The sequence below is a fragment of the Prescottella subtropica genome, from assembly GCF_005434945.1.
Lineage (GTDB): Bacteria > Actinomycetota > Actinomycetes > Mycobacteriales > Mycobacteriaceae > Prescottella > Prescottella subtropica.
Map to the genome: position 1 here is coordinate 1 of NZ_SKCH01000004.1, position 22842 is coordinate 22842.

The 22842-nt window shown below is 69.1% G+C and carries 22 protein-coding genes and 1 pseudogene; 12 read left to right on the forward strand and 11 right to left on the reverse strand.

Translation table 11 applies throughout. The annotated features are described in order from the left end of the window. Positions 1 to 133: pseudogene (locus tag E0497_RS20760) on the forward strand (phosphotransferase family protein); the annotation flags it as partial. A 168-nt stretch (positions 134 to 301) separates the two neighbouring features. Here E0497_RS20760 and E0497_RS05925 read toward each other — a convergent pair. The 4 genes from E0497_RS05925 to E0497_RS05940 all read right to left on the reverse strand — a co-directional run bounded on the left by E0497_RS05925 (position 302) and on the right by E0497_RS05940 (position 3193). After that, positions 302 to 1765 (reverse strand): peptide MFS transporter, encoded by a 1464-nt coding sequence (locus E0497_RS05925; protein ID WP_137723872.1) that lies wholly within the window; start codon positions 1763 to 1765, stop codon positions 302 to 304. Then, entirely contained in the window at positions 1762 to 2145 is a 384-nt protein-coding gene (locus E0497_RS05930; RefSeq protein WP_137723873.1) for a DUF3054 domain-containing protein, read from the reverse strand. Before E0497_RS05930 ends, E0497_RS05925 begins: the two co-directional genes overlap by 4 nt. Positions 2146 to 2221: 76 nt before the next feature. Beyond that, on the reverse strand, positions 2222 to 2590 hold the full coding sequence (locus tag E0497_RS05935) for an Imm51 family immunity protein (RefSeq protein WP_137723874.1): 369 nt from the start codon (positions 2588 to 2590) through the stop codon (positions 2222 to 2224). 51 nt (positions 2591 to 2641) lie between these two features. After that, positions 2642 to 3193: a YceI family protein gene (locus E0497_RS05940; RefSeq protein WP_137723875.1), complete on the reverse strand. Its 552-nt coding sequence runs from the start codon at positions 3191 to 3193 to the stop codon at positions 2642 to 2644. A gap of 159 nt (positions 3194 to 3352) precedes the next feature. Between E0497_RS05940 and E0497_RS05945 the strand changes: the two genes are divergently transcribed. Next, on the forward strand, positions 3353 to 4126 hold the full coding sequence (locus tag E0497_RS05945; protein ID WP_241665742.1) for a hypothetical protein: 774 nt from the start codon (positions 3353 to 3355) through the stop codon (positions 4124 to 4126). Here the strand turns inward: E0497_RS05945 and E0497_RS05950 are convergent. Next, a complete protein-coding gene (locus E0497_RS05950) occupies positions 4119 to 5834 on the reverse strand; it encodes a 2-isopropylmalate synthase (RefSeq protein WP_137723876.1) in 1716 nt (571 codons plus the stop codon). The two genes, E0497_RS05945 and E0497_RS05950, sit on opposite strands and share 8 nt — an antisense overlap. A 76-nt stretch (positions 5835 to 5910) precedes the next feature. On the opposite strand from E0497_RS05950, the gene E0497_RS05955 reads away from it, so the two are divergent. Beyond that, on the forward strand, positions 5911 to 6594 hold the full coding sequence (locus E0497_RS05955) for a FadR/GntR family transcriptional regulator (protein ID WP_137723877.1): 684 nt from the start codon (positions 5911 to 5913) through the stop codon (positions 6592 to 6594). Here E0497_RS05955 and E0497_RS05960 read toward each other — a convergent pair. Beyond that, a complete protein-coding gene (locus E0497_RS05960; RefSeq protein ID WP_137723878.1) occupies positions 6551 to 7648 on the reverse strand; it encodes a lysylphosphatidylglycerol synthase transmembrane domain-containing protein in 1098 nt (365 codons plus the stop codon). The genes E0497_RS05955 and E0497_RS05960 overlap by 44 nt on opposite strands. A 23-nt stretch (positions 7649 to 7671) precedes the next feature. Beyond that, a complete protein-coding gene (locus E0497_RS05965; protein WP_137724072.1) occupies positions 7672 to 9135 on the reverse strand; it encodes an adenylate/guanylate cyclase domain-containing protein in 1464 nt (487 codons plus the stop codon). A 166-nt stretch (positions 9136 to 9301) separates the two neighbouring features. Here E0497_RS05965 and E0497_RS05970 point away from each other — a divergent pair, with 166 nt between their 5' ends. Further along, positions 9302 to 10366, forward strand: a complete 1065-nt coding sequence (locus E0497_RS05970; protein ID WP_137723879.1) for an AI-2E family transporter — start codon at positions 9302 to 9304, stop codon at positions 10364 to 10366. A 15-nt stretch (positions 10367 to 10381) separates the two neighbouring features. Then, positions 10382 to 11032 (forward strand): DUF1707 SHOCT-like domain-containing protein, encoded by a 651-nt coding sequence (locus E0497_RS05975; protein ID WP_137723880.1) that lies wholly within the window; start codon positions 10382 to 10384, stop codon positions 11030 to 11032. A gap of 13 nt (positions 11033 to 11045) precedes the next feature. On the opposite strand, the gene E0497_RS05980 is transcribed toward E0497_RS05975, so the two are convergent. Next, positions 11046 to 11729 (reverse strand): helix-turn-helix transcriptional regulator, encoded by a 684-nt coding sequence (locus tag E0497_RS05980; RefSeq protein ID WP_241665743.1) that lies wholly within the window; start codon positions 11727 to 11729, stop codon positions 11046 to 11048. A gap of 86 nt (positions 11730 to 11815) precedes the next feature. On the opposite strand from E0497_RS05980, the gene E0497_RS05985 reads away from it, so the two are divergent. Beyond that, a complete protein-coding gene (locus E0497_RS05985) occupies positions 11816 to 12247 on the forward strand; it encodes a DoxX family membrane protein (RefSeq protein ID WP_137723881.1) in 432 nt (143 codons plus the stop codon). Then, on the forward strand, positions 12244 to 12879 hold the full coding sequence (gene folE / locus E0497_RS05990; RefSeq protein WP_137723882.1) for a GTP cyclohydrolase I FolE: 636 nt from the start codon (positions 12244 to 12246) through the stop codon (positions 12877 to 12879). The genes E0497_RS05985 and folE overlap by 4 nt, the downstream gene beginning before the upstream one ends. A 19-nt stretch (positions 12880 to 12898) precedes the next feature. Here folE and E0497_RS05995 read toward each other — a convergent pair whose 3' ends face one another. The 3 genes from E0497_RS05995 to trmB are packed head-to-tail and all read right to left on the reverse strand — an operon-like array spanning position 12899 to position 16892. Further along, a complete protein-coding gene (locus E0497_RS05995) occupies positions 12899 to 15442 on the reverse strand; it encodes an MMPL family transporter (RefSeq protein ID WP_137723883.1) in 2544 nt (847 codons plus the stop codon). A gap of 11 nt (positions 15443 to 15453) precedes the next feature. Next, positions 15454 to 16110: an NYN domain-containing protein gene (locus E0497_RS06000; protein WP_137723884.1), complete on the reverse strand. Its 657-nt coding sequence runs from the start codon at positions 16108 to 16110 to the stop codon at positions 15454 to 15456. Further along, a complete protein-coding gene (trmB, locus tag E0497_RS06005) occupies positions 16110 to 16892 on the reverse strand; it encodes a tRNA (guanosine(46)-N7)-methyltransferase TrmB (RefSeq protein WP_137724074.1) in 783 nt (260 codons plus the stop codon). The genes E0497_RS06000 and trmB overlap by 1 nt, the downstream gene beginning before the upstream one ends. A 181-nt stretch (positions 16893 to 17073) precedes the next feature. Between trmB and E0497_RS06010 the strand changes: the two genes are divergently transcribed. The 5 genes from E0497_RS06010 to cysK all read left to right on the forward strand — a co-directional run bounded on the left by E0497_RS06010 (position 17074) and on the right by cysK (position 22837). After that, the gene (locus tag E0497_RS06010) at positions 17074 to 17769 is read left to right on the forward strand and encodes a hypothetical protein (protein WP_137723885.1); all 696 of its coding nucleotides are present in this window, start codon (positions 17074 to 17076) and stop codon (positions 17767 to 17769) included. Continuing rightward, positions 17766 to 19202 carry a hypothetical protein gene (locus E0497_RS06015; RefSeq protein WP_137723886.1) on the forward strand — a complete coding sequence of 479 codons (1437 nt, stop codon included), beginning with the start codon at positions 17766 to 17768 and terminating at the stop codon, positions 19200 to 19202. Before E0497_RS06010 ends, E0497_RS06015 begins: the two co-directional genes overlap by 4 nt. A gap of 32 nt (positions 19203 to 19234) precedes the next feature. After that, complete coding sequence (locus E0497_RS06020) at positions 19235 to 19540, forward strand: DUF6802 family protein (protein WP_137723887.1); 306 nt, start codon at positions 19235 to 19237, stop codon at positions 19538 to 19540. 294 nt (positions 19541 to 19834) lie between these two features. Next, complete coding sequence (locus E0497_RS06025; protein WP_137723888.1) at positions 19835 to 21664, forward strand: phosphoenolpyruvate carboxykinase (GTP); 1830 nt, start codon at positions 19835 to 19837, stop codon at positions 21662 to 21664. Positions 21665 to 21904: 240 nt separating this feature from the next. Beyond that, a complete protein-coding gene (gene cysK / locus E0497_RS06030) occupies positions 21905 to 22837 on the forward strand; it encodes a cysteine synthase A (protein ID WP_137723889.1) in 933 nt (310 codons plus the stop codon). Positions 22838 to 22842 lie beyond the last annotated feature (5 nt).

Below are 22842 nucleotides of genomic sequence, written 5' to 3' on the forward strand. Positions count from 1 at the left end.
GAACTTCAAACTCGCGGTGATCGCGGAGGGCATCACGTACCGGTATCGGGCGGGTGCCACCACCGGTGACGGGTTCGCCCTCGCTTGTGAAGCCGTTCCACCGCTGGTCGCCGCCGGACTCGCCGCCCTCTGACCTCCCGCGTTTCGCGCACTTACCGCGGTTTCCCGGCCCGGATCCGGCGCGCCAAGTGCGCGAAACGCGGGGGACCGGGCGTCGGGGGCGCGATAGGTGCGCAAAACGCGGGAACCCCGGAGCGGGGAGGCTCCGGGGTTCCCTCGTCACGGAAGAACAGGGTGTCCGTCAGTGCACGCCGTGCATGAGGCGGCGAATCCACGGCGACAGGACGGCCAGGAGAACACCGATCGCGATGGAGGCGAGGCCGATCGTCGCGAAGAACGGCACCGCATTGTCCTCGTCGTAGTATCCGGACAGGGTGCCGGCGAGGCTCGAGCCGAGCGCCAGCGACAGGAAGAACAGGGCCACCATCTGGGTGTGGAACGCCTGCGGCGCGAGCTTCGTCGACAGCGACAGACCCACCGGGGACAGCATCAGTTCCGCGAACGTGAACAGCAGCAGGATCCCGGCCAGTCCGAGGAGTGGCGCACTGTTCGGGCCGCCCCCGGACATCGGGATGAAGCACAGGAACGCGACACCCATGATGCCGGTGCCGAGCGCGAACTTGATCGGCGTCGACGGCTGCCGCGGACCCAGTTTCGTCCACGCGGCAGCGAACACACCCGCGAAGACGATGATGAACACCGGGTTGATGGACTGCACCCACGTCGCCGGGAACTCCCACCCGAACAGGTTCCGATCGAGCCAGGTGTCGGCGAGGATCGCGACCGTCGTGAACTGCTGCTGGAACAGCGACCAGAACGCGGCACTCGCGATGAACATCGGGATGAACGCGATCACCCGGCTGCGTTCGACGGCCGTGATGCGGCGACTGGTGAGGATCACCGCGAAGTACGCGACGGTCGCGACGACCGTGAGCGCGACCACGATGTCCGACAGGTTGTCGGCGCGGACCACCCCGGTCAGAGCGAGCACCACGACCGCGACGACGGCGACGACCGCCACGCCGATCACCTTCGGGCGGGCCGATGCCGGCAGCGGGTTCGGCACGCGCGAGCCGATGCCGTGCAGGTTGCGTCGCCCGATCGTGTACTGGATCAGGCCGAGCGCCATGCCGACCGCGGCGGTCGCGAAGCCGATGTGGAAACCGAAGTCGTCCATCGCCCAACCGGTGACCAGCGGCCCGATCAGGCCGCCGATGTTGATGCCCATGTAGAAGAGGGAGAAGCCGGCGTCGCGGCGGTCGTCGTCGGCTGAGTACAGGTCGCCGACGAGGGACGTGGCATTGGCCTTGAGGCCACCGCTACCGAACGCGATCAGGATCAGGCCCACACCGACACCGGCGAACCCAGGCAGCGCCGACAGCGCGATGTGCCCGAGCATGATCAGGCACGCACTGTAGAACAGGGTGCGTTCGGAGCCGAGGATCCGGTCCGCGATCCACGCCCCGAGAATCGTCGACAGGTAGACGGTGCCGCCGTACGCGCCGACGATGCTGGTCGCGGCCACCTTGTCGAGGCCGAGTCCACCGTCGGTGGTCTGGTAGTACAGGTAGTACAGCAGGATGCCCTGCATGCCGTAGAACGAGAAGCGTTCCCACATCTCGACGCCGAACAGATTTGCCAGCGCGAACGGCTGCCCGAGGAACTTCCTGCCGGACTCGGATTGTTGATCGACCGTGGAACTCATCGGGCACTCCGATCGCGTTGCCGGGCGGCGACCCGGAACAGTGCGCGCCACCCGATGAGGAACAAGGCGAGGACCGACGCCGCGACGAGAACGAACGAGAAGGCGGTGCCCTGGCCGCTGACCACCCGCAACCCCATGCCCACGACGAGCGCGCACACCCACACGAGAACACCGGTGGGCACCACGAGACGGGCGTCGAACTTGCCGCGGTGGAGCAGCAGCGTCGCGACCCAGCCGACGGCCGCGCCGGTCAGGAACGGCCACGCGGTCGTCAGGAGGCCGGCGGCGTCGACGCCTTCCTGGTGGCTCCGGCGACCCGCGGCAGCGAACGCGAGCACCAGCAGGACGTCGACGACGGCGGCAGGTACGTACTTTTTCACGACCACCAGACTAAAGGCAGTGGTAGATCGCCCGACGCGGCAACGGAGAACCGAGAAGTCGGTTCCCGTTCCGGTTCTAGTCCTCCTCGATGCCGAGTTCGGCCGACCGGGTGAGGGCGGTGTCCAGGGCGTCGGCGTCGAGGACGATGCGCTGCAGGGTCTTCGCGGCGACGAGCAGTGCGCCGAGATCGGTGCCGTACACGCTGACCATGCCGGCCTCCGGATCGAAGCCGACCGCGTCGAGCGTGTCCGACGCCTCGTCGGTCAGGGCCGCGCGCAGGGCCCCGGTGAAGTCGTATCCCGAGCCCTCGATGCCGTGGGCGTCGAGCGCCGGACGGTGCCGGTGGTACTCCGGCCCGCCCGGCGAGTAGATGATGCTCGAGCTGTCGGCGCCGTGCACGAGGAGAACGGGTTCGAGGCCGGCGAAGTCGTCGGGGGTCGTCATGGCAGGGACCGTAGCGAACCCGACCGACAGTTCTCGTTCCGCTGCGGCGGATCAGGCCTGCAGGCCGGCCTCGAGCTCGAGGTTGATGGTGATCTTGTCGCCGACGACGGCGCCGCCACCCTCGAGCGGCATGTCGATGCTGATGCCGAAGTCCTTGCGGTTGATGGTGGTGGTGGCCTCGAAACCGGCGACCGGGCCGTTGCCCATGCCCGGGTTGACACCGAGGAACTCGACGGCCAGTTCGACCGGGCGGGTGACGCCGTGCAGCGTGAAATCGCCCTCGACGACGAGGTTGTCACCGGCCGGCCGGACCGCGGTGGACACGAACGTCGCGGTGGGGAACTGCTCGACGTCGAAGAAATCGGCCGACGCGATGTGCCCGTCACGCTGTGCGTTGCGGGTGTTGACCGATGCGACCTGGATCTCGGCCCGCACGGCCGGGACACCGTTCTCGTCGACGGTGATGGTGCCGGTGAAGTCGTCGAACGTGCCGCGCACCTTGCTCACCACGAGGTGGCGGACGGTGAAGCCGACGGTCGAGTGGACCGGGTCGACGGCCCACGTGCCGGCGGACAGGTTCGGAAGGGTGATGCTGGCGGTCATGGGGGAGGCTCCTCCGGATGTAGTTGAGAATTCAACTTCCTCAACCATGTCATCGCCGGAGCCATTCCGGCATCGAGTGTGACGTGAGTCACCATTCAGGGGGGGGGGCTTCGCTCGGCGAACTTTCTCGCCCGTTTCCTACTGCCCGGTAAGTATGCCGTGATACGTTCGCCGGGTTCCGACTCTCTACCGCTCGTTCACCCGCACGGGCTGCCGTGGATTCGCTTCTGCCGATCCGTTTTTCGTATCGACGAGGCCGGGCAGGGCAGCGCGCCGATCCTGGAAGTCATCCCGGAAGTCAAGGAGAAGACGTTGTCGAAGAAGGTCCGTATCACCCGCTCCATCGGTGCCGCCGCGGCGGTCGCCGCCGCATCCGCTCTCGTCCTGCCCGGAATCGCCTCCGCCGCCGACGCCACGGTGCCGGCCCCGAAGATCTCCGCGACCACCGACGGTGACGTCATCGACATGACCCTCACCCAGACGAGCAAGGGGCAGAGCGTCATGTGCGTCCCCCTCGTCCTCGACGCGGAGTCGGCGCTGCCGCTCGCCGCCACCGCACCGGACCAGTGGCCGAACTTCGTCGAACTCCTCGGCTCGGTCTACTACATCGGCACTCCCACCTCCGACGCGGCGCCGACATCGGAGAGCACCACCGGCGCTGCCGAGGGCGAGGTCAACCCGGACCTGCTCAAGCCGATCACCCCCGGCGCGTACGCCGTCGTCGGTGCGTGCGTGGACGCCGACCCCAACAAGCAGGACAAGATCCTGTCCTACAGCTACCAGATCGTGTTCTCTCCCGGCGGCGTCGGCAGCCTGGGCCAGGCCCTCGGACTCGGCAGCGCCACCCTGAAGACGGACGGCGCCGCCAAGATCATCGCCAACCTGCTGACCAGCGGTGCCGGCAGCAGCATGCTGTCCGGGGCGCTCAGCTGACGTGAACTCCGGCGGTGGCCACGATTCCGGTGGCCGCCGCCAGGACTGCCTGCAGGGCCGACGCCGTCACCGACTGATCGAAGCCGACGCCCCACCGGCGACGGCCGCCGCTGTCGCACAGCGCGAACGTCGCCGCCCGGCCCGCGCTGCCCTCGCCCACCGATTGCTGGACCAGGGACAGCACCTCCACCGGGTGACCGTGGTCGGTCAGGATCTTCGTCAGCGCCTCGACCGGTCCGCCGGCGAATGCCGTCCCGTCGATCACGGAACCGCCGAGGTCCGAGCGCAGACGCAGGCGATCGCAGTCCTCGAGGTGCTCGACCGACCACTGCCCCAGCCGGCCCGTGAACCCGTACTCGGCCAGCAACAACTCCCACAACTGTTCGGCGGTGATTTCGGTGCCGCTGTCATCGACGGCGTCCTGCACTCGGCGCGCGAAATCGATCTGCAGCGGCCGCGGTAGGTCGACGCCGTATCCCGTCTGCAGCAGATACGCCATACCGCCCTTGCCGGACTGGCTGTTCACCCGGATCACAGCCTCGTAGTCGCGTCCGACGTCCCGCGGATCGATCGGCAGGTACGGCACGTCCCACGGTGTCTTCCCGGGATCGAGTCCGGCCGCCTCCGCGGCCGCATAGTGGTGGGCGAAGCCCTTCTTGATCGCATCCTGATGTGTCCCCGAGAATGCGGTGTATACGAGGTCGCCGCCGTACGGGTGCCGGGGGTGCACCTCGATCCTGTTGCAATGCTCCACTGTTCGGCGCACCTCGTCGATGTCGGAGAAGTCGATCATCGGGTCGACACCCTGTGCGTGCAGGTTCAGTGCGAGCGTCACCAGGTCGACGTTGCCGGTGCGTTCACCGTTGCCGAACAGGCAGCCCTCGACACGCTGCGCGCCGGCCAGTACCGCCAGTTCTGCGCAGGCGACACCGGTCCCGCGATCGTTGTGCGGATGTACCGACAGGATCACCGAATCGCGTCGTGTCAGATGGCGGTGCATGTACTCGATCTGGTCGGCGTACACGTTCGGTGTCGAAACCTCTACTGTCGCAGGGAGGTTGTGGATCACGGGGCGGTCCGGTGACGCATCCCACAGCTCGGTGAGGCTGTCGCACACCTGCAGGACGTAGTCGGGCTCGGTCAGGTTGAACACTTCGGGGGAGAACTCGAACCGCACCCCGGGCTGTGTGTCACCTCCGCGGGCGACATCCTGGGCGGCATCGACGATCAAGCGGTGCAACGCTTCCCGGTCCTGACCCAGGACGACGTCGCGCCACGTCGGGGCTGTCGCGGTGTACATGTGCACCACCACGGATCCGAGTCCACGGACGGACTCGTACGTCCGGGCGATCAGGTCGGTGCGGGCGGCGGTGAACACGACGATCGTGACATCGTCGGGTACCAGGTCGTGCTCGACGAGGTCGCGCACGAAGTCGAAGTCGGTGCGACTCGCCGACGGGTAGCCGACCTCGATCTCCTTGTAGCCCATGGCGATCATCAGTTCGAACAGTCGGCGTTTGCGGGCCGGGTCCATCGGCTCCGCGAGTGCCTGGTTGCCGTCGCGCAGGTCGACCGGCACCCACAGTGGGGCCTCGGTGGTGCGGACGGTGGGCCAGATGCGGTCGGTGAGCGGCACCGGGACGCGTTCGCTGTACGGGCGGTAGCGGTGGCTCGGCATGGGGGAGGGGCGTTGGGGGTTCCAGTTCATGGTGGATGCTCCTGCGGGATCGGCGTGTCGGCTAAGCTAGAGGAAAGCAACTTGTCTGACAACCTGAGGAGTTGGCGTGCCTGCTGCACTCAACCGGAATCTGCTCGCCGATCAGGCCGCCGACCAGCTACGACGCCGGTTGCAGTCGGGGGAGTGGGCGATCGGCACGAAGCTGCCCGGTGAGACCACTCTCGCCGCACAGCTCGGCGTCGGACGGTCCACGATCCGGGAGGCGCTGCGCATGCTCGCCGGACAGGGGATGCTGCGGCCGCGGCAGGGGGCCGGGGTGTTCGTCGAACGCACCGAACCCGAGGCCGACGGCTGGGAGGACGTGCTCCGACGCGGGGCGATCACCGCCGTCGTCGAGGTGCGCGCCGCGCTCGAGATCGAGGCGGCCCGCCTCGCAGCGCGGCGTGCCACCGACGCCGACATCACCGCGATGCGACGGGCCCTCGATCTGCGGGCGGCAGCTGCGGAGGCCTCCGACCGCGAGTTCGTCACCGCCGACATCGCCGTCCACCGGGCGATCGTCGACGCCGCACACAACCCGGTGCTCTCGGAACTGTTCGCGACGTTCGTACCGCGACTCGCGGACGCCATGGTCGAGATGATCGGTCTGCTCGGGCTGCGGGACCGGGACACCGAACCGAACTCCGACGAGCACGCCGACCTCGTCGACGCCATCGCGTCCGGTGACGTGGAGGCTGCCGCCCGGATCAGTCGCGCGCACCTCGAGGGGATGGCCGGAGACCTGGGCTGATCGTCTCCTCGTCGAACTCGATGTCCCCCTGCTGTCGGCCCCGGAACAGGAATGCGAAGACGATCCAGCCGACGATCGCGACCAGGATGAAACTCACCATGCGGTACACGAACGCCGCCGCCACTGCCTGCGATGCCCCGATCCCCGCGGCCGTCGCGAGCGTCGCGATCAGGGCCGCGTCCACGTACACCAGACCGCCCGGCGCACCCGGGATGGTGGCGACCGCCTTGCCCGCTGCGAACGCGATGAGCAGGCCCGCCGGTAGCGGGTCGGCGCCGATCGCCAGACAGGCCGCGCCGAGGCACACGATGTCCGCGACCCGGTGCACCGACGCCCACACCACCGTCCATGCCGCGTCCCGCTTGCCGAGCCGCACCGAATCGAGTTGCTCGATCGTGGTCCGCACCGCATCCATGCCGGTGTCGGCGGGCTTGCGTCGCAGCCGGTTCACCCGGGCGAGCACCCACCGGGCCACACGTCCGACGACGTCCGGATGCGCCGACACGTAGCGGCCCGCACAGCCGAGCGCCACCAGCCCCGCCACCGAGAACACCAGTGTGAACGGGCTGATCGAACCGCCGACCAGCAGCGCGCCCGCCATACCGATCGCGGCCAGCCCGGCCGCCGCCACCACCCCGGAGATCGCGAGCTGCCACGACGCGACCACCGGCGTCGCACCCCAGCGGCGGGTCTCCCGGTACGTGAACGCCGTCGAGAACACCTGCCCGGCCGGCAGTGTCAGCGACATCGCCGTCGACCCGTAGATCACCGACACCGACCTGCCCTGGCTCACCGACACGCCACCGGCGTGCAGCAACTGCTTCTGGACGCGGCTGTACCCGCTCAGCGACACCGCCTGCGCCGCCACGGCCACCGCGAGCCACCCCCAGTGGATCTCGGTGAGCGCCTGCCACGAGTCGTGCAGCTGCGGCCACAGATAGGCGCCCTCACCTGCGAGCAGTGCCACCAGCAGGACGCCGGTCACCCACTTCACCCACCGGAACCGGCCGCGAGGACGGCCCACACCGCCGGGATCCGTTTCGGGCTGTGCCACGCGCTCAGCGTAACGAGGATCGGTCACGGCGAGTGTGGGTACAGCACCGGCCAGGCCAGGTGCGTGTTGCGGCGCCGGCCCCGCAGCTGCACCTGGTCGCCGAGTTCCCAGTGCGCCTGCTCCTCGTCGTCCGCGAAGTACAGGGCGCTCGTCGACGCGAGCGTGCGGCTCGGCCGCAGCTTCGCGAGCTCGGTGAGACGGGCCGCCTCGTTCACCGGATCCCCGATCACCGTGTACTCGAACCGCTCGGCCGCACCGATGTTGCCGGCGACCGCGAGCCCCGCCGACACCCCGATCCCGATGTCGAGACCGGTGATCTCGTCGAGCGCGAACCGCAGCTCGCGGGCCGCGGCCAGCGCCGCCGTCGGTGCGTCCGGGCGGTCCAGCGGGGCGCCGAAGATCGCGAGCGCGGCATCGCCCATGAACTTGTTGACGAACCCGTGATGCCGGTCGACGACGTCGACGATCACCCGGAAGAACTCGTTGAGCAACTCGACGACCTCACTCGGCGGGCGTTCCGCCGCGGCCCCGGTGGAGCCGACCATGTCGACGAACAGCACCGCCACGAACCGCGTCTCACCGCCCAGCTCGGTACCGAACTGCAGGGCGCGCCGGGCCACGTCCTCGCCGACATGCTGGCCGAACAGTTCCCGCAGCAGCTTCCGCTCGTCGGACTCGCGCATCATCCTGTTGAAGCCGACCTGCAGCCGGCCGAGTTCGGAACCGTCGAACACGTCGACCCGCACGTCCCGTTCGCCGCGCTGCACCCGCTCGATCGCCCGGCGCAGCTGCCTGATCGGATCGGAGATCTGGCTCGCCGTGAGCATCGACAGCGCGAACGCCTGCCCGATCGTCATGATCGCCAGCAGCAGGATTGCCCACGCCAACGCGCCCGGCGCGAACTCGAGTTCCGTCGTCAACTGGGTGACACACAGCAGGACGATGCCGATGACCGGCATCAACGTGCCCAACCCCCACGTCATCGCCATGCGGGTGCCGACACCGGGCGCCATCGTCCGATCGAACTGGCCCTCGCTCAGCGCCTGTGCCGCCACCGGCCGCAGAATCCGCTCGCCGAGCATGTACGTGAAACCGAACGTCGTCGTCGCGGCCATACAGACGGTGATGACGACCGCGATCGCCAACTCCGGCATCTCCTCGATGGTGAGGAACACGAACAGCACGCCGCCGAGGAACCACAACCCCAGATGCACGATCGCCTGCCGCAGCGGTGCGTGCAACGCCGCCATCTGCTCCGTCCGGTTCGGTGGGCCGCCCCGCAACTGCCATCGGATCACCGACCGCAGCATCATCGCCGCCGCCGACAGGCTCACCACACCCGCGAACACCAGGTAGGCGCCGAAGATCGCGACGTTGCGGACCCGGTCGGCGATGATGTTCGCGGACTCCGGAAGCGGGATGCCGTACCGGACGAACGCGAACACCAGCACCGCGCCGATCAGGTTCGCGCCCAACATCGAGAGCATGTAGAGCGGCCAACGACTGCGAATCGTCAGCGTCACTGCTCGATACGATGCCCACACGACCTTTAATTTAGCGGGACATTCCGCGCGACCGGGCAACGCACACCGTGCCGCGCCGGTCGACGTGCGATCGGCGACACGAACACGGCCGTCCCGATACGCTCGCGCGGTGAGCGAGAAGAGCCCGGACGAGGCCGTCCCCCCGCTCGTCCGTGTGAGCGCAGCCTGGGCGTGGCGGCTGCTCGTCCTGCTCGCCGCGGTCCTCGCCTTCGGCTACGTCGTCTCCACCCTCGAGACCGTCGTCATCCCCGTCGCACTCGCACTGCTGATGGCGGCGTTCCTCGTTCCGGCCGTCGACCGGATGCACCGGCGAGGGATGCCGCGCTCGGCCGCGGTGCTCCTCGCCGTCGTCGGCGCGATCGGGATCGTGGGGGCGATCCTGTCGTTCGTCGTCGAACAGTTCGTCGACGGCCTGCCCGGGCTCAGCGACCAGTTCACCACCAGCATCACCAAAGCGCAGGAGTGGTTGAGCGACGGACCCCTGCATTTCAGCGAGGACCAGATCCGCCGCATCGGCGACAGCATCGTCAAGGTCGTCCAGGACAACCAGGAGGCGCTCACCACCGGGGCGCTCACCACTGTCACCGTCGTCGGGGAGATCTTCGCCGGCGCGTTCCTCACCCTGTTCACCCTCGTGTTCTTCCTGTACGGCGGCGACCGGATCTGGGAGTTCGTCACCCGACTCGTCCCGCGCGACACCCGCGGCCGGGTCCGTCTGGCCGGCCGGCAGGGCTTCCACTCCCTCGTCGGCTACACCCGGGCCACCGTCGCCGTCGCCGCGGTCGACGCCGTCGGAATCGGCACCGGCCTGGCGATCCTCGGCGTCCCGCTCGCGTTGCCGCTGGCGTCGCTCGTCTTCGTCGGCGCGTTCGTCCCGATCGTCGGCGCGTTCGTCACCGGCTTCCTCGCCGTCCTCGTCGCGCTCGTGACCGAGGGCATGCTGACGGCGGTGATCGTGCTCGGCCTCATCGTCGGCATCATGCAGTTGGAAGGGCACGTGCTGCAGCCACTGTTGCTGGGCCGTGCCGTCCGCGTGCACCCGCTCGCCGTCGTCCTGTCGATCACCACCGGCATCGTCCTCGCCGGCATCGTCGGCGGCCTGCTGGCGGTACCGATCGTCGCGTTCCTCAACACCGCCGTCCGATCGCTGTGTGCCGACGAACCGGACGGCTGACCTATCCTTGCCCCCATGGAGGCGAGAGATCTACGAGTGTCCGATGCCGAACGGGAACACGTCGGTGAACTGCTCCAGCGTGCCGTAGGACAGGGCATGCTCTCGCTCGGCGAGTTCACCGAACGCATGGACACCGTGCTCGCCGCGAAGACCCGCGGCGAACTCAACGCCGTCGTCGTGGACCTGCCCGGCATGCAGATCGACCCCGGTTACCTGGCCGGTCCGCCCGCCACCCCCGTAGCACCCCCGGCCCCCGCCACCACGGTCCCCGCTCCGGTACCGGCCGTCGGCCCGCACGGTCAGCCGTACGTCATCCGCGGCCGCATGTCCACGATCACCCGTAAGGGTCGCTGGCACGTGCCGCCCGCCCTGCACCTCGACACCCGACTGGGCAGCACCACCCTCGACTTCACCGAGGCCGTCATGCAGACCCAGGTGGTGCACCTGACGGTCGACGACATCGCCGGCTCCGTCACCCTGATCCTGCCGCCCGAGGCCACTGCCGACTTGGGCGACATCGACTCCGTCGCCGGATCGACGTCGAACAAGGTGCGCACCGGCCCGCCCTACGGCCCGCTGCACGTCGTCGTCCGCGGCCGGATCCGTTTCGGGTCGATCACCGCCCGCTACTCGTACGGCACCGCACTGCGACGCATGCTCGGCTGAGCGCCGGCCGTATTCACTTCAACTGCGTCGGTTCGATCCGGACGCAGCAGTACCGCTCGTGGGGGGCCAGGCGGGCCCGCCGCGACGTGCACTGCGCACCGTCGAGCAGACCCTCGACGAGCCCCAGATTCATGCCGCACACCAGGGCGGTGTGCTGTTGCGCGAGTGCATGGAACGGGCAGTTGCCCAGCACGATGTCCGTGTCCTCGGTCCGCGGCTCGTAGCCGCAGCGGGCGAGCGCCGCGAGGATGCCGGCATCCGTGGGGTCGGTGGCGGCGCCGACGGAGCGCCCCAACTCGGCGGCCCGGGCGTTCAGGCTCTCCCGCGGGGACCGTCCGGTGGCCTCGGCGTCGTCGACGGCCTGCGCGAGGAGCTGCCCGGCCAGCTCGTACGACCGTTCGGGTAGTTGCACCGTGATCGGGTGGTCGCTGCGCCGATAGAACTTCGACGGCCGGCCCGCGCCGGGGCCGCTGCGGCCACCGCGGCGGGCGAATTCGATCGTGAGCAGCCCAGCGTCGGCGAGCTTGTCGAGGTGGAACGCGGCGGTCTGCCGGGGGATACCGAGTGCCTCCGACGCCTCGTCGCGCCCGACGGGGTCCGGCTGTGCGCACACGTAGTCGTACAGCCTCCGGCGGGCGGGTTCGTCGAGGGCTGCGACGGCGGTGATGTCCGGGTTCGCGTGCATACCCACATTCATACTCGCATTCTAAAACTTGTGAGTGTTGACTTTATGGACTCTCTCCTTCTAACGTCAATGAGAGTTGACGTTAGAAGGAGAGAGTCATGTCCACCAGTGCCCCCACCAGCAAGTTCATCGATTCGTCACGCCTGTCCGAGCCCGGCTACCAGGCGTTCCTGCTGCTGCGGACCGTGTTCACCGCGGCACCGATCCTGTTCGGCCTCGACAAGTTCTTCAACGTGATGACGGACTGGCCGCAGTACCTCGCACCGTGGATCGACGGCATCCTGCCCGGCAGCGCCCAACAGGGCATGTACATCATCGGCGTGATCGAGATCGTCGCCGGCGTCCTCGTCGCGATCGCCCCCCGCTACGGCGCCCTCGTCGTCACGGCCTGGCTGGCCGGCATCATCGTCGACCTGCTGACCCTGTCCGGGTTCTACGACGTCGCACTGCGCGACTTCGGCCTGCTCGTCGGCGCCCTCGCCCTCGCCCGACTGGCGGTCGTCTACACCGGCCCGAAGGCGCTGCGATGAGCCTCGCCGACCTCCCCGAACCCGACCTCACCGGCATCGACGCCGCGGTACCGGCCCGGCTCCGATCCGGCCGCCAGGTCCCGGACGTCGACCAGGGCGCCGCGGAGCAGGCCGTCGCCGATCTGCTCCGGGCCCTCGGCCGCGACCCCGACAGCGTGCACCTCGCCGAGACCCCGCAGCGGGTGGCAGCCGCCTACCGGGAACTGCTCACCCCGCGGGACTTCGACCTCACCACGTTCCCCAACGACGCCGGCTACGACGAACTCGTCCTCGCCCGCGACATCCCGATGACGTCGCTGTGCGAACACCACATGCTGCCGTTCCGCGGCGTCGCCCATGTGGCATACCTGCCCGGCGAACGCATCCTCGGGCTGTCGAAACTCGCGCGGGTCGTCGAACTGTTCGCCCGCGACCTGCAGGTGCAGGAACGGCTCACGATGCAGGTCGCCGACTGGCTCGACGACCACCTGCATCCACGAGGAATCGGGGTGGTGATCGAGGCCGAACACCTGTGCATGTCGATGCGCGGCGTCCAGGCCACCGGCACGAAGACCGTCACCTCCGCCGTCCGCGGCCTGCTCCGGGAACGCGAATCGGCCCGACGCGAATTCCTCGACCTGATCCGGGGCTGACCCGGACCGGGCGTCGCGCTCAGTCCTTCGACCGGCGGGCTTCCTCGATCCGGGCGAGCAGTTCACTGACACTGAGCGCGACGTCCGTGCCGGTGCGATGCCGGCCCGGAACCTCGTCGTCCGGCCGGGCCACGGGTTCCGGCTTCGGCGCCGGCCCGGACTCGGGTTCCGGCGTCGGGGTCACCGCCGGGACGGTGCCCGTGTTCGGTGCCCGCAGCGCCGTGAGCCACGCCACCTCGTCACCGTCGTCGCGCCGCGCCTGCTGCAGGGCCGGTGCCGGTGTGGGTGCGGGTGCAGGCTTCGGACGGCGGGTCGCCGACCGGGCGCGCGGCGCCGCCGAGATCCGGGGGATCGGCTGCGTGAGGGGATCGTTGCCGACCGTCGCGACCTGCGGGACGTCGTCGGCGACGAGTTCGCTCTCGAGTACCGGTTCGCCGAGGCCGATCTTCTGCTGGACCCGCTTCATCCACGCCGGTGCCCACCAGCAGTCGTCGCCGAGCATCTTCATCACCGCGGGCACCAGGAACATGCGGATCAGCGTCGCGTCGATGACGAGTGCGGCGATCATGCCGTACGCGATGTACTTCATCATCACCAGTTCGGAGAAACCGAACGCGCCGGTGACGACGATGAGGATCAGCGCGGCCGCGGTGATGATGCGGCCCGTGTGCGCGGTGCCGACCCGGATGGCCTCGGTGGTGCTCGCCCCGAGCGACCGGGCCTCGACCATGCGGGAGAGCAGGAACACCTCGTAGTCGATGGACAGGCCGTAGATGATCGCGACGATGAGCACCAGCACCGGCGACGTGATCGGACCCGGCGTGAAGTTCAGCAGACCCGACCCGTGCCCGTCGACGAAGACCCACGTGAGAATGCCGAGCGTGGCACCCAGGCCCAGCGCGCTCATCAGCACCGCCTTGATCGGCAGCACGATCGACCCGAACGCCAGGAACATCAGCAGCGTCGTGATCGACAGCACCAGGAAGATCATGAGCGGCAGGTTGTCCAGCAGGGCGGCGATGGAATCCTGTTCGATCGCCGGGGTGCCGCCGACCAGCACCGTCGCGCCGTCCGGGACCGGCATCGCACGCAGGTAGTCGATGGTCTCGGCGGAGTTGTTGCGGTCCACCAGACCGGCCTTGAGGACCTGGACGCCGTCCTTTGCGGGGCCGGTGACGGTGAACTTCTCCACCAACCCGGGGGCGCCGCTCGCGGTCTGGAGGATCTGGCCGACCTGCATACCGCTGGCACCCTCGATGACCAGTTTGACCGGTTCGGTGCGCTGGCCCGGAAACAGTTCGTCGAACTGCTCCTGCGCGACCCGGGTCGGGTTGTCCGACGGCAGGTAGTCCTCGTTGATGCCGCCGAACTTGATGCCCGCCATCGGGATGATCAGCAGCAGCAGACCCACCACGATCGGGATCGTCACCTTGAGCGGGTGCCGCATCACCCAGCGGGTGAGGCGTCCCCAGAAGCTCGCCTCGATCTCCTCGGCCGACTTGATCTGGCCGAACCGTTTCAGGCCGAACTTGTCGATCCGGCGGCCCAGGATACTCAGCATCGCCGGCAGCACCGTCACCGACGTGAACGCCGCCAGCAGCACCGTCGCGATCGCGCCGTACGCCACCGACTTGAGGAAGCCCTGCGGGAACAGGATCAGCCCGCCCAGGCTCACCGCGATCATCGTCGACGAGAACAGGACCGTCCGGCCGGCGGTCATCACCGTGCGGCGCACCGCCGTGCGGGTGTCGTAGCCCTCGCCGAGTTCCTCCCGGAACCGGCTCACGATGAACAGGCCGTAGTCGATCGCCATGCCCAGGCCGATCAGCGACACCACCGACGCCACGAACGCGTTGACCTCGGTGAAGTGGGTGATGACCCGGACGATACCGTTGGCCCCGACGATCGTCAGGCCACCGACGATCAGCGGTAGCGCCGCCGCGATCACGCCGCCGAACACGAAGAACAACAGCACCGCGACCGCGGGGATCGCGAGCAACTCCATGCGCTTGATGTCGTTGGCCATCGTGTCGTTGATGGCGCTCGCCACCGGCTGCATGCCGGCGAGTTGCACCTCGACGCCGTCGATCGCGAACGAATCCCGGACCGCACGAAAGTTGTTGGTGATCGCGGTGTCGGTGTCGCCCTTGAGCGCGATACTCGCGATGGCGTGACTGCGATCCGGTGTCGCCAGGGCCGGTAGCCGTGGCGTGTTCGGAATCGAGAAGTAACTGCCGTTGACCTTCGCGATCTCGTCGGGATGATCCCGCAGCACCTGCTGCAGGCTGTCGGAGACCTTCGCGCCGAACGCGGGATCGTCGACGGTCGTGCCCTCGGGGGCGGTGTACATCGCGACGACGTCACCGCCCGTGTCCCGGCCGAACGTGCCGTCCGCGAGTTTCGCGGCCGCCACCGACTCCGAGCCGGGATCGTCCCAACCGCTCTGACTGAGGTGATCGGCCAGACCGGATCCGTAGGCGCCCAGCGCCAACAGTCCCGCAACCATGACCGCGATGACGGTGAACCGAGCTCGGTAAACCAGATCTCCCCAGCGAGCGAACACGTATCGACTCCTCAGCGACTGACGAGCAGCGCGGACAGTGGACGGAACGGCTGCAGCCAGGCGCCCTCGTCGGGCAGAGACTCGAGGCTCACCCGAGGCAGCGGCTCACGGAACACACCCGGAATGTCCTCGAGATCGACGAACTCGAGGACCTCCGAGGAGACCGCCCAACTCGCATGCTCCCGGAACCCGAGCACCTGCACCGGAACCCCGGCTGCGGCGATGTCCTCCAACGGTTCCCGGAACGCCTGGCCGTCGGCGGACGCGACCATGACACCGGCCAGGCCCTCACCACGACGCATCGCGATGTGGTGGAGCATGTCGGAGTCGACGTCGCTGTCCTCCTCCACCTTGGGCTTGGCGAACACCGCGAAACCCACGTTACGCAAGGCTTCGACCCACGGGCGGACGACATCGGCGCTACCGGGGGCGATGTTGGTGAACACCGTCGCCTCGGGCTCGAGCGTCGCCGACTCGGTCGCGGACAGCTCCGCAGTCCGGGACAGCAGCCAGCGGCCCAGGGCGTCGAACCGCGGACGGTACGCGGCCGTGGGGCGGCCGCCGAGGATCGCACCCAGACCCATGTCGAGGTTCGGGGCGTCCCACACCAGCAACACCCGCTTGTTCCGCGCGGTGTCCTGGCCGTTGCCGCCTTCACTGAGACTCATTACTTGATCTTCCCCCAAATGAGTTCCGTGATGGTGCTTCCGACCCTGTGCGCCTTGTCCTCGAACTTCGTGACCGGGCGCTCGTGCGTCATCGGCGACTCCCAGTCCAGCTCGGTGAGCAGCGGTTCCGCGTCGCCGGCCTCGCGGATCGCCTCCGCGTACTCGGCGTGATCGGTCGCGACGTGCAACACGCCGCCCGGCTTCAACCGGCTCGCGATCAGCGCGAACGTCGGCCCCTGCAGCAGCCGGCGCTTGTGGTGCCGGGCCTTGGGCCACGGATCCGGGAAGAACACCCGCACACCCGTCAGCGATTCCGGCGCCACCATGTGCTCGAGCACCTCGACGGCGTCGCCGCGCAGCACTCGCACGTTCGAGAGTTCGTTGCGCTCGACGAGCTGCAGCAGCTGTGCCAGACCCGGCCGGTACACCTCGACGGCCATCAGGTTCACGTGCGGCTCGGCCTTCGCCATCGCCGCGGTCGCGGTGCCGGTGCCGGAGCCGATCTCGACGATCAGCGGGGCCTCGCGGCCGAACCACGCCGTGGTGTCGATCAGGTCGTCACCGACGTCCCGGCCGATCTGAGGCCACTGCCGATCCCATGCGGACTGCTGCGGCTCGGTGAGCGCGCCGCGGCGGGACCGGAAGCTGGTGACCCGCGGATACAGCCGCGACCCCTTCCCGGATTCTTCTCGTGGGGTGGTGTCGGACTCGATGCTCGACTCGGCCACAGGCTCGGCCGAGGTTTCCTGGTCGGGGTGGTTCACCGCACCATTGTCACGTATGTCCGCGAGTACGGGCCGACTTGGGCGGTTGCAGTCGGTCGATAATCTGGACGATTTGGTCCGATTCGACGGTGCCGAGCAGGGTTTTCGCGGCATCATGGCTGGTGACAGCGTTCCCGATCCTCCGATCGGGCATCGGCGTCGTCGGTCACGGACCAGGGGGAAAGCGGGGGAGAACACAGTGGTGGGCACGTGCGAACTGCTGCATCGGGTCGGCTCCGACGTCGGTGGGGCGGCGCGGCAGGCGGCGTCGGACCTCGCGGCGCCGATCCGTATCCAGGTAGCAGGACGGGCCGGTGTCGGCCGCAGTTCGGTGGTGCGACTCCTCGAACAGGCGGGGTGGGACGCCGTCGACATGTCACTCGTCGAGACCTCACCGGTGGACGCACCCGGCAGCGACGATCCGACGCTCGACGGTGACGTGATCGTCTACGTACTGTCCGGTGCGCCGCGCACCCCCGACGTCGCGGCACTGCGGGCCGCACCGGCCGGGGTCACCGTCGCGGTCGTGGGCAAGGCGGACCTGCAGCGGTCGTGGGCGGAGGCGACCCGGATCGCCGTCGAAACCGAATCCGGGACCGGGGTGCCGACGCTGCCGCTCGTCGCGCACGACGCCGCCGCGTCCGGTGGTGAGGACGGGCGGGCACGTGCCCTCGACGCCGTCGCCACCGCGGTCCGCACGGCGGGTGCCTACCGCGCCCGGTCGGCGCTGACGGCCCTCGCCGAGGCCGCGGCCCGCGGGCCGGACCGGGACGTCCTCGAGAACTATCTGCGCAGCGCCGAGGCCGCCCGGCTGCGCGCGGCCTCGGCCACGGTGGCCGGAGACGGTGCGGCGGGTCGGCGGCGCCGCGAGCTCGCGGCACGGGTGCGCCCGTGACGCCGGACCGGTCGGACCCGCCCTGGTTCCCGCTCGACGCGCAGCGGGTCGTCGAACGCTGGGATCCGGACGGGCTGCAGCGGTGGCGAGACCGGACCTCGGGCGGGCGGGCCGTACACGTCGTCGCGGTACCCGGCATCGACGCCGGCCCGGTCCTCTCGGCGCTGGCCGGGCAGGACCCGGTGACCGACGCCCGGGACGGCGGCGCCGCCGTCGTCGTGCCGGTGCTCGACGGGGCGTCCGTGCTCGGACGCGACGAACTGGCCGCGCTCGATGAGGCCGCCGCCGGCGTCGAACACGTGCTCTTCGTGCTCACCGACGTCGGCGAACCGGGCCGTGACGCCGTGCACCGTCGTGACGAGGAACTGCTCCGGGCGCACCACACCCGATATGCGGACGCGCGGATCCTGACCGATGTCGACGCGTTGACGGCCGCCGTGTCCGACGCACTCGCCGCCGATCCCGCCACGACCGCCGACCGGGGCGACCGGCGGGCGGTGTCGGTGCTGCTCACCCGGACGTGCCGTCGGATCGGGCAGGTGGCGGACGCCCTGCGCGCCGGCAACGACACCGGCACCGTCGAGTTGCGGGCCCGACGCGCGCGGCTCGTCGCAGCCCGGGACGGCGGACGCGTCGAACGGTCCGCGGAGCTGCGGGCCGAGGTGCAGCGGGCCCGGATGGACCTGCTGCACGAGGCGGGTGCCCGGGTGCGTGCGGTCGCGGCGACCGCCCGCGCGGAGATCGACCGGGCCGGACGCGTCGAGTTGCGGGACTACCCGGTCCGGATGGCGGAACTGTCGCGGGCGGCGGTCGCCGACGTCGACGCCGTGGTGTCGCCGCGACTCGCGGACCTCGCCGTCCGGGCCGGTACGTCGGACCTGCCGCCGGCCGCGGCCCCGCCGATCGAGCTGGGGTTCGCGGGTCCGGAACCGCGGCACCGGGGTGTCGAGGACCGGGTGATGGTCGTCGTCGGTGCGTCCGCCGGTGTCGGATTGGGGCGTCTGGCGGTCACCCCGATCGCGATGGTCCCCGCCCTGGACATCGCGACGATCCCGGTCACCCTCGCGCTCGGCGGGGCGGCCGCGTGGGGGATAGCCCGGTCGCGCCGGCTGGCCGCGGACCGGGCGCACGTGCGGCAGTGGGCGGCCGAGGCCACCGCGCACCTGCGGGCGCAACTCGAACAGCGGGTGCTGGGCCGGATCCTGGAAACCGAGGCGGCCGTCGGCGCACGGATCCTCGCGGACGGGCGGGCCGCCGGACTCACCGCCGACGAGGAACTCGCCGCCGTCGACGCCGAACTGCGCCGGCTCGCCGCGCAGCGCACCGGGCGGATCGGCTCGTGTGAGCGGGATCGGGCCGCACTCGCCGCCGTCCTCGCGTCGCTCGGGGACCGGACGGAACCGGATGCGGCCGCGGTGCGTCCAACCCCGTGACGACAGTTGCACGGCCCCGAACGGGAGACATCATGATCACGACGGACGAGTTGACGGGCGACCTGGCGACCCTCGACCCGGGCACCTTCGACACCGACGCGGACGCCGTCCGGTTGACGGAGCTCCAGTACGACATCGACGGCGACGGCATCCTCGACACCGTCACGTTCGAGGCGGGTGACACGCTGGTCGTCGCGACCGACGTCGACGGGGACGGGGACGCCGACCACGTCACGATGGTGGGAGGCGCCGGCGGGTATGCGGCCTGGGAGTTCCATCGGGACGCCGACGGCGGCCACCGGTGGGAGCAAGTCGACGACGGCCGTCTGGACGACTGACCGAATAGGTGGGTGAGCTGCCGGTATCGGTGACCGGACCGGTCTGAATCGTTCCTGTGACCTATCCGACGACACCCGGTTCCCCCGAGTTCGACGCGCGGCGTTAACCTCTATTCAGGACACCCGGCACCCGTGTCCTTCGTTCTTTGTCCGCGGTGGCATACGCGGGCGGCAGGCGGAGTGGGCGGGCTGCACCCCGCAGAGAGGGGGAAGTCGGATTCGACCCATCGGCCCCACATGATGCGGGGGCTGTCGTGGTCTATCCGGTTCCCGGCCCCACCCCAGGAGAGTTTGATGACCTCAGCGACCATTCCCGGTCTGAACGGAACTGACGACACGCTTCCCACTGAGCATGCTGAGCTGCTCGCCTGGGTTCGCGAGGTGGCCGAGCTGACCCAGCCCGACCGTGTCGTCTTCGCCGACGGTTCCGACGAGGAGTGGGACCGTCTGACCACCAAGCTCGTCGAGGCCGGGACGTTCACCCGACTGAACGACGAGAAGAAGCCGAACTCGTTCGTCGGTAACTCCGATCCGTCGGACGTCGCCCGCGTCGAGTCGCGCACCTACATCTGCTCGCGCGACGAGATCGACGCCGGCCCCACCAACAACTGGATGGACCCGGCCGAGATGCGCGGCCTGATGACGGGCCTGTACAAGGGCTGCATGCGCGGACGCACCATGTACGTCGTGCCGTTCTGCATGGGCCCGCTCGGCGCCGACGACCCGAAGCTGGGTGTCGAGCTCACCGACTCCGAGTACGTCGTCGTGTCGATGCGCATCATGACCCGCATGGGTTCGGCCGCGCTCGAGAAGCTGGGCACCGACCGCCCGTTCGTGAAGGCGCTGCACTCCGTGGGTGCGCCGCTCGCCGACGGCCAGGCGGATGTTCCCTGGCCGTGCAGCGACACCAAGTACATCACCCACTTCCCCGAGGACCGCGAGATCTGGTCCTACGGTTCCGGCTACGGCGGCAACGCGCTGCTCGGCAAGAAGTGCTACTCGCTGCGTATCGCGTCGGCCATGGCCCACGACGAGGGCTGGCTGGCCGAGCACATGCTGATCCTCAAGCTGATCTCGCCGGAGGACAAGGCTTACTACGTCGCCGCGGCGTTCCCGTCGGCGTGTGGCAAGACCAACCTGGCGATGATCCAGCCGACCATCCCCGGTTGGCGCGCCGAAACCCTCGGCGACGACATCGCGTGGATGCGTTTCGGTGAGGACGGCCGCCTGTACGCGGTCAACCCGGAGTTCGGTTTCTTCGGCGTCGCGCCGGGCACCAACCACGAGTCCAACCCGAACGCCATGAAGACCGTCGAGGCCGGCAACACGCTGTACACCAATGTGGCGCTCACCGACGACGGTGACGTGTGGTGGGAGGGCCTCGACGGGACCCCCGAGCACCTCGTGGACTGGAAGGGCAACGACTGGACCCCCGAGTCCGGCGAGAAGGCCGCCCACCCGAACTCGCGCTACTGCACCCCGATGTCGCAGTGCCCGATCCTCGCCCCCGAGTGGGACGACCCGCAGGGTGTGCCGATCTCGGCGATCCTGTTCGGTGGCCGCCGCAAGACCACGGTTCCCCTGGTCAGCGAGGCGTTCGACTGGCAGCACGGCACCTTCCTCGGTGCGACGCTGTCATCCGAGCAGACCGCGGCCGCCGAGGGCAAGGTCGGCGCCGTCCGCCGCGACCCGATGGCCATGATCCCGTTCATCGGCTACAACGCCGGTGACTACATCAACCACTGGATCACCCTCGGCAAGAACGCCGACGCGGACAAGCTCCCCAAGATCTTCTACGTGAACTGGTTCCGTCGCGGCGACGACGGCCGCTTCCTGTGGCCCGGTTTCGGTGAGAACTCCCGCGTGCTCAAGTGGATCATCGACCGCATCGAGCACAAGGCCGACGCCGTCAGCACCCCGATCGGCTACGTGCCGACCGCCGCCGACCTCACCCTCGACGGCCTCGATGTCGACGCCGCCGACGTGAACGAGGCCCTGGCCGTCGACGTCGACGAGTGGAAGGCCGAGATCCCGCTCATCGAGGAGTGGCTCGAGTTCCTCGGCGAGAAGGTGCCGTCGGGTGTCCGCGACGAGTTCGAGGCCCTGAAGCAGCGCCTGGGCTGATCCGCCCGTTCGTGATGTGACCGAATGTCACATCGGTTCAGTTGGACTGAACCGATGTGACATTCGGCGTTTCAGGGGGTGGGGGTACGGCGGGATCGGTGCACACACGACGCCCTTCTGCGTATACGTTCGTATGTGAGTGGACCCGATGACATGCGGACGTCGACAAGATGGTGCAATAACACCAACCGATACAGACACCGACCCGGCAGCGAGCCGTGGCCACGAGGAGGATCCGGCATGGGGATCTACAACAACGTCACCGAACTGGTCGGACGCACCCCGCTGGTGCGCCTGAACCGTGTCACCGAGGGCGCCGGCGCCCAGGTCGTGGCGAAGCTCGAGTTCTACAACCCGGCCAACAGCGTCAAGGACCGTATCGGTGTCGCGATCATCGACGCCGCCGAGGCGTCCGGTGAACTGCAGCCCGGCGGCACCATCGTCGAGGGCACGTCCGGCAACACCGGTATTGCGCTCGCGATGGTCGCGGCGTCCCGCGGCTACAAGGCGATCTTCACGATGCCCGAGACGGCATCCACCGAACGTCGGGTGATGCTGCGCGCGTACGGCGCCGAGATCGTCCTCACCCCCGGCGCCGAGGGCATGGCCGGTGCCGTGAAGAAGGCCGAGGAGATCGTCGCGCAGACCGACAACGCCGTCCTCGCCCGCCAGTTCGGGAACCCCGCGAACCCCGACGTCCACGCCCGCACCACCGGCGAGGAGATCTGGGCCGACACCGACGGCGCCGTCGACATCTTCGTCGCCGGCATCGGCACCGGCGGCACCCTCACCGGCACCGGCCGCACCCTCCGCAAATACAAGCCGGAGGTCACCGTCGTCGGTGTCGAACCCGCCGACTCACCCATCCTCACCGGCGGCAACCCCGGCCCCCACAAGATCCAGGGCCTCGGCGCCAACTTCGTCCCCGACGTCCTCGACCGCGACATCTACGACGAGATCATCGACGTCCAGTTCGACGACGCCATCACCACCGCCCGCAGCCTCGGCACCGACGAAGGCATCCTCGGCGGCATCTCCGCCGGCGCCAACGTGTGGGCGGCACTGCAACTCGCCAAGCGCCCCGAGAACGCCGGCAAGACGATCGTCGTCGTCGTCCCCGACTTCGGTGAGCGCTACATCTCCACCCCACTGTTCGAACACATCCGAGGCTGAAAACC

Excerpts from the sequence above, each read along its gene's own strand:
- E0497_RS05925 (WP_137723872.1), bottom strand. The coding sequence starts at position 1,765 with ATGAGTTCCACGGTCGATCAACAATCCGAGTCCGGCAGGAAGTTCCTC.
- E0497_RS05935 (WP_137723874.1), bottom strand. The coding sequence starts at position 2,590 with ATGACGACCCCCGACGACTTCGCCGGCCTCGAACCCGTTCTCCTCGTG.
- E0497_RS05940 (WP_137723875.1), bottom strand. The coding sequence starts at position 3,193 with ATGACCGCCAGCATCACCCTTCCGAACCTGTCCGCCGGCACGTGGGCC.
- E0497_RS05950 (WP_137723876.1), bottom strand. The coding sequence starts at position 5,834 with ATGAACTGGAACCCCCAACGCCCCTCCCCCATGCCGAGCCACCGCTAC.
- E0497_RS05965 (WP_137724072.1), bottom strand. The coding sequence starts at position 9,135 with ATGCTCTCGATGTTGGGCGCGAACCTGATCGGCGCGGTGCTGGTGTTC.
- E0497_RS05975 (WP_137723880.1), top strand. The coding sequence starts at position 10,382 with ATGGAGGCGAGAGATCTACGAGTGTCCGATGCCGAACGGGAACACGTC.
- E0497_RS05980 (WP_241665743.1), bottom strand. The coding sequence starts at position 11,729 with ATGAATGTGGGTATGCACGCGAACCCGGACATCACCGCCGTCGCAGCC.
- E0497_RS05985 (WP_137723881.1), top strand. The coding sequence starts at position 11,816 with ATGTCCACCAGTGCCCCCACCAGCAAGTTCATCGATTCGTCACGCCTG.
- folE (WP_137723882.1), top strand. The coding sequence starts at position 12,244 with ATGAGCCTCGCCGACCTCCCCGAACCCGACCTCACCGGCATCGACGCC.
- E0497_RS06000 (WP_137723884.1), bottom strand. The coding sequence starts at position 16,110 with ATGAGTCTCAGTGAAGGCGGCAACGGCCAGGACACCGCGCGGAACAAG.
- E0497_RS06020 (WP_137723887.1), top strand. The coding sequence starts at position 19,235 with ATGATCACGACGGACGAGTTGACGGGCGACCTGGCGACCCTCGACCCG.
- E0497_RS06025 (WP_137723888.1), top strand. The coding sequence starts at position 19,835 with ATGACCTCAGCGACCATTCCCGGTCTGAACGGAACTGACGACACGCTT.
- cysK (WP_137723889.1), top strand. The coding sequence starts at position 21,905 with ATGGGGATCTACAACAACGTCACCGAACTGGTCGGACGCACCCCGCTG.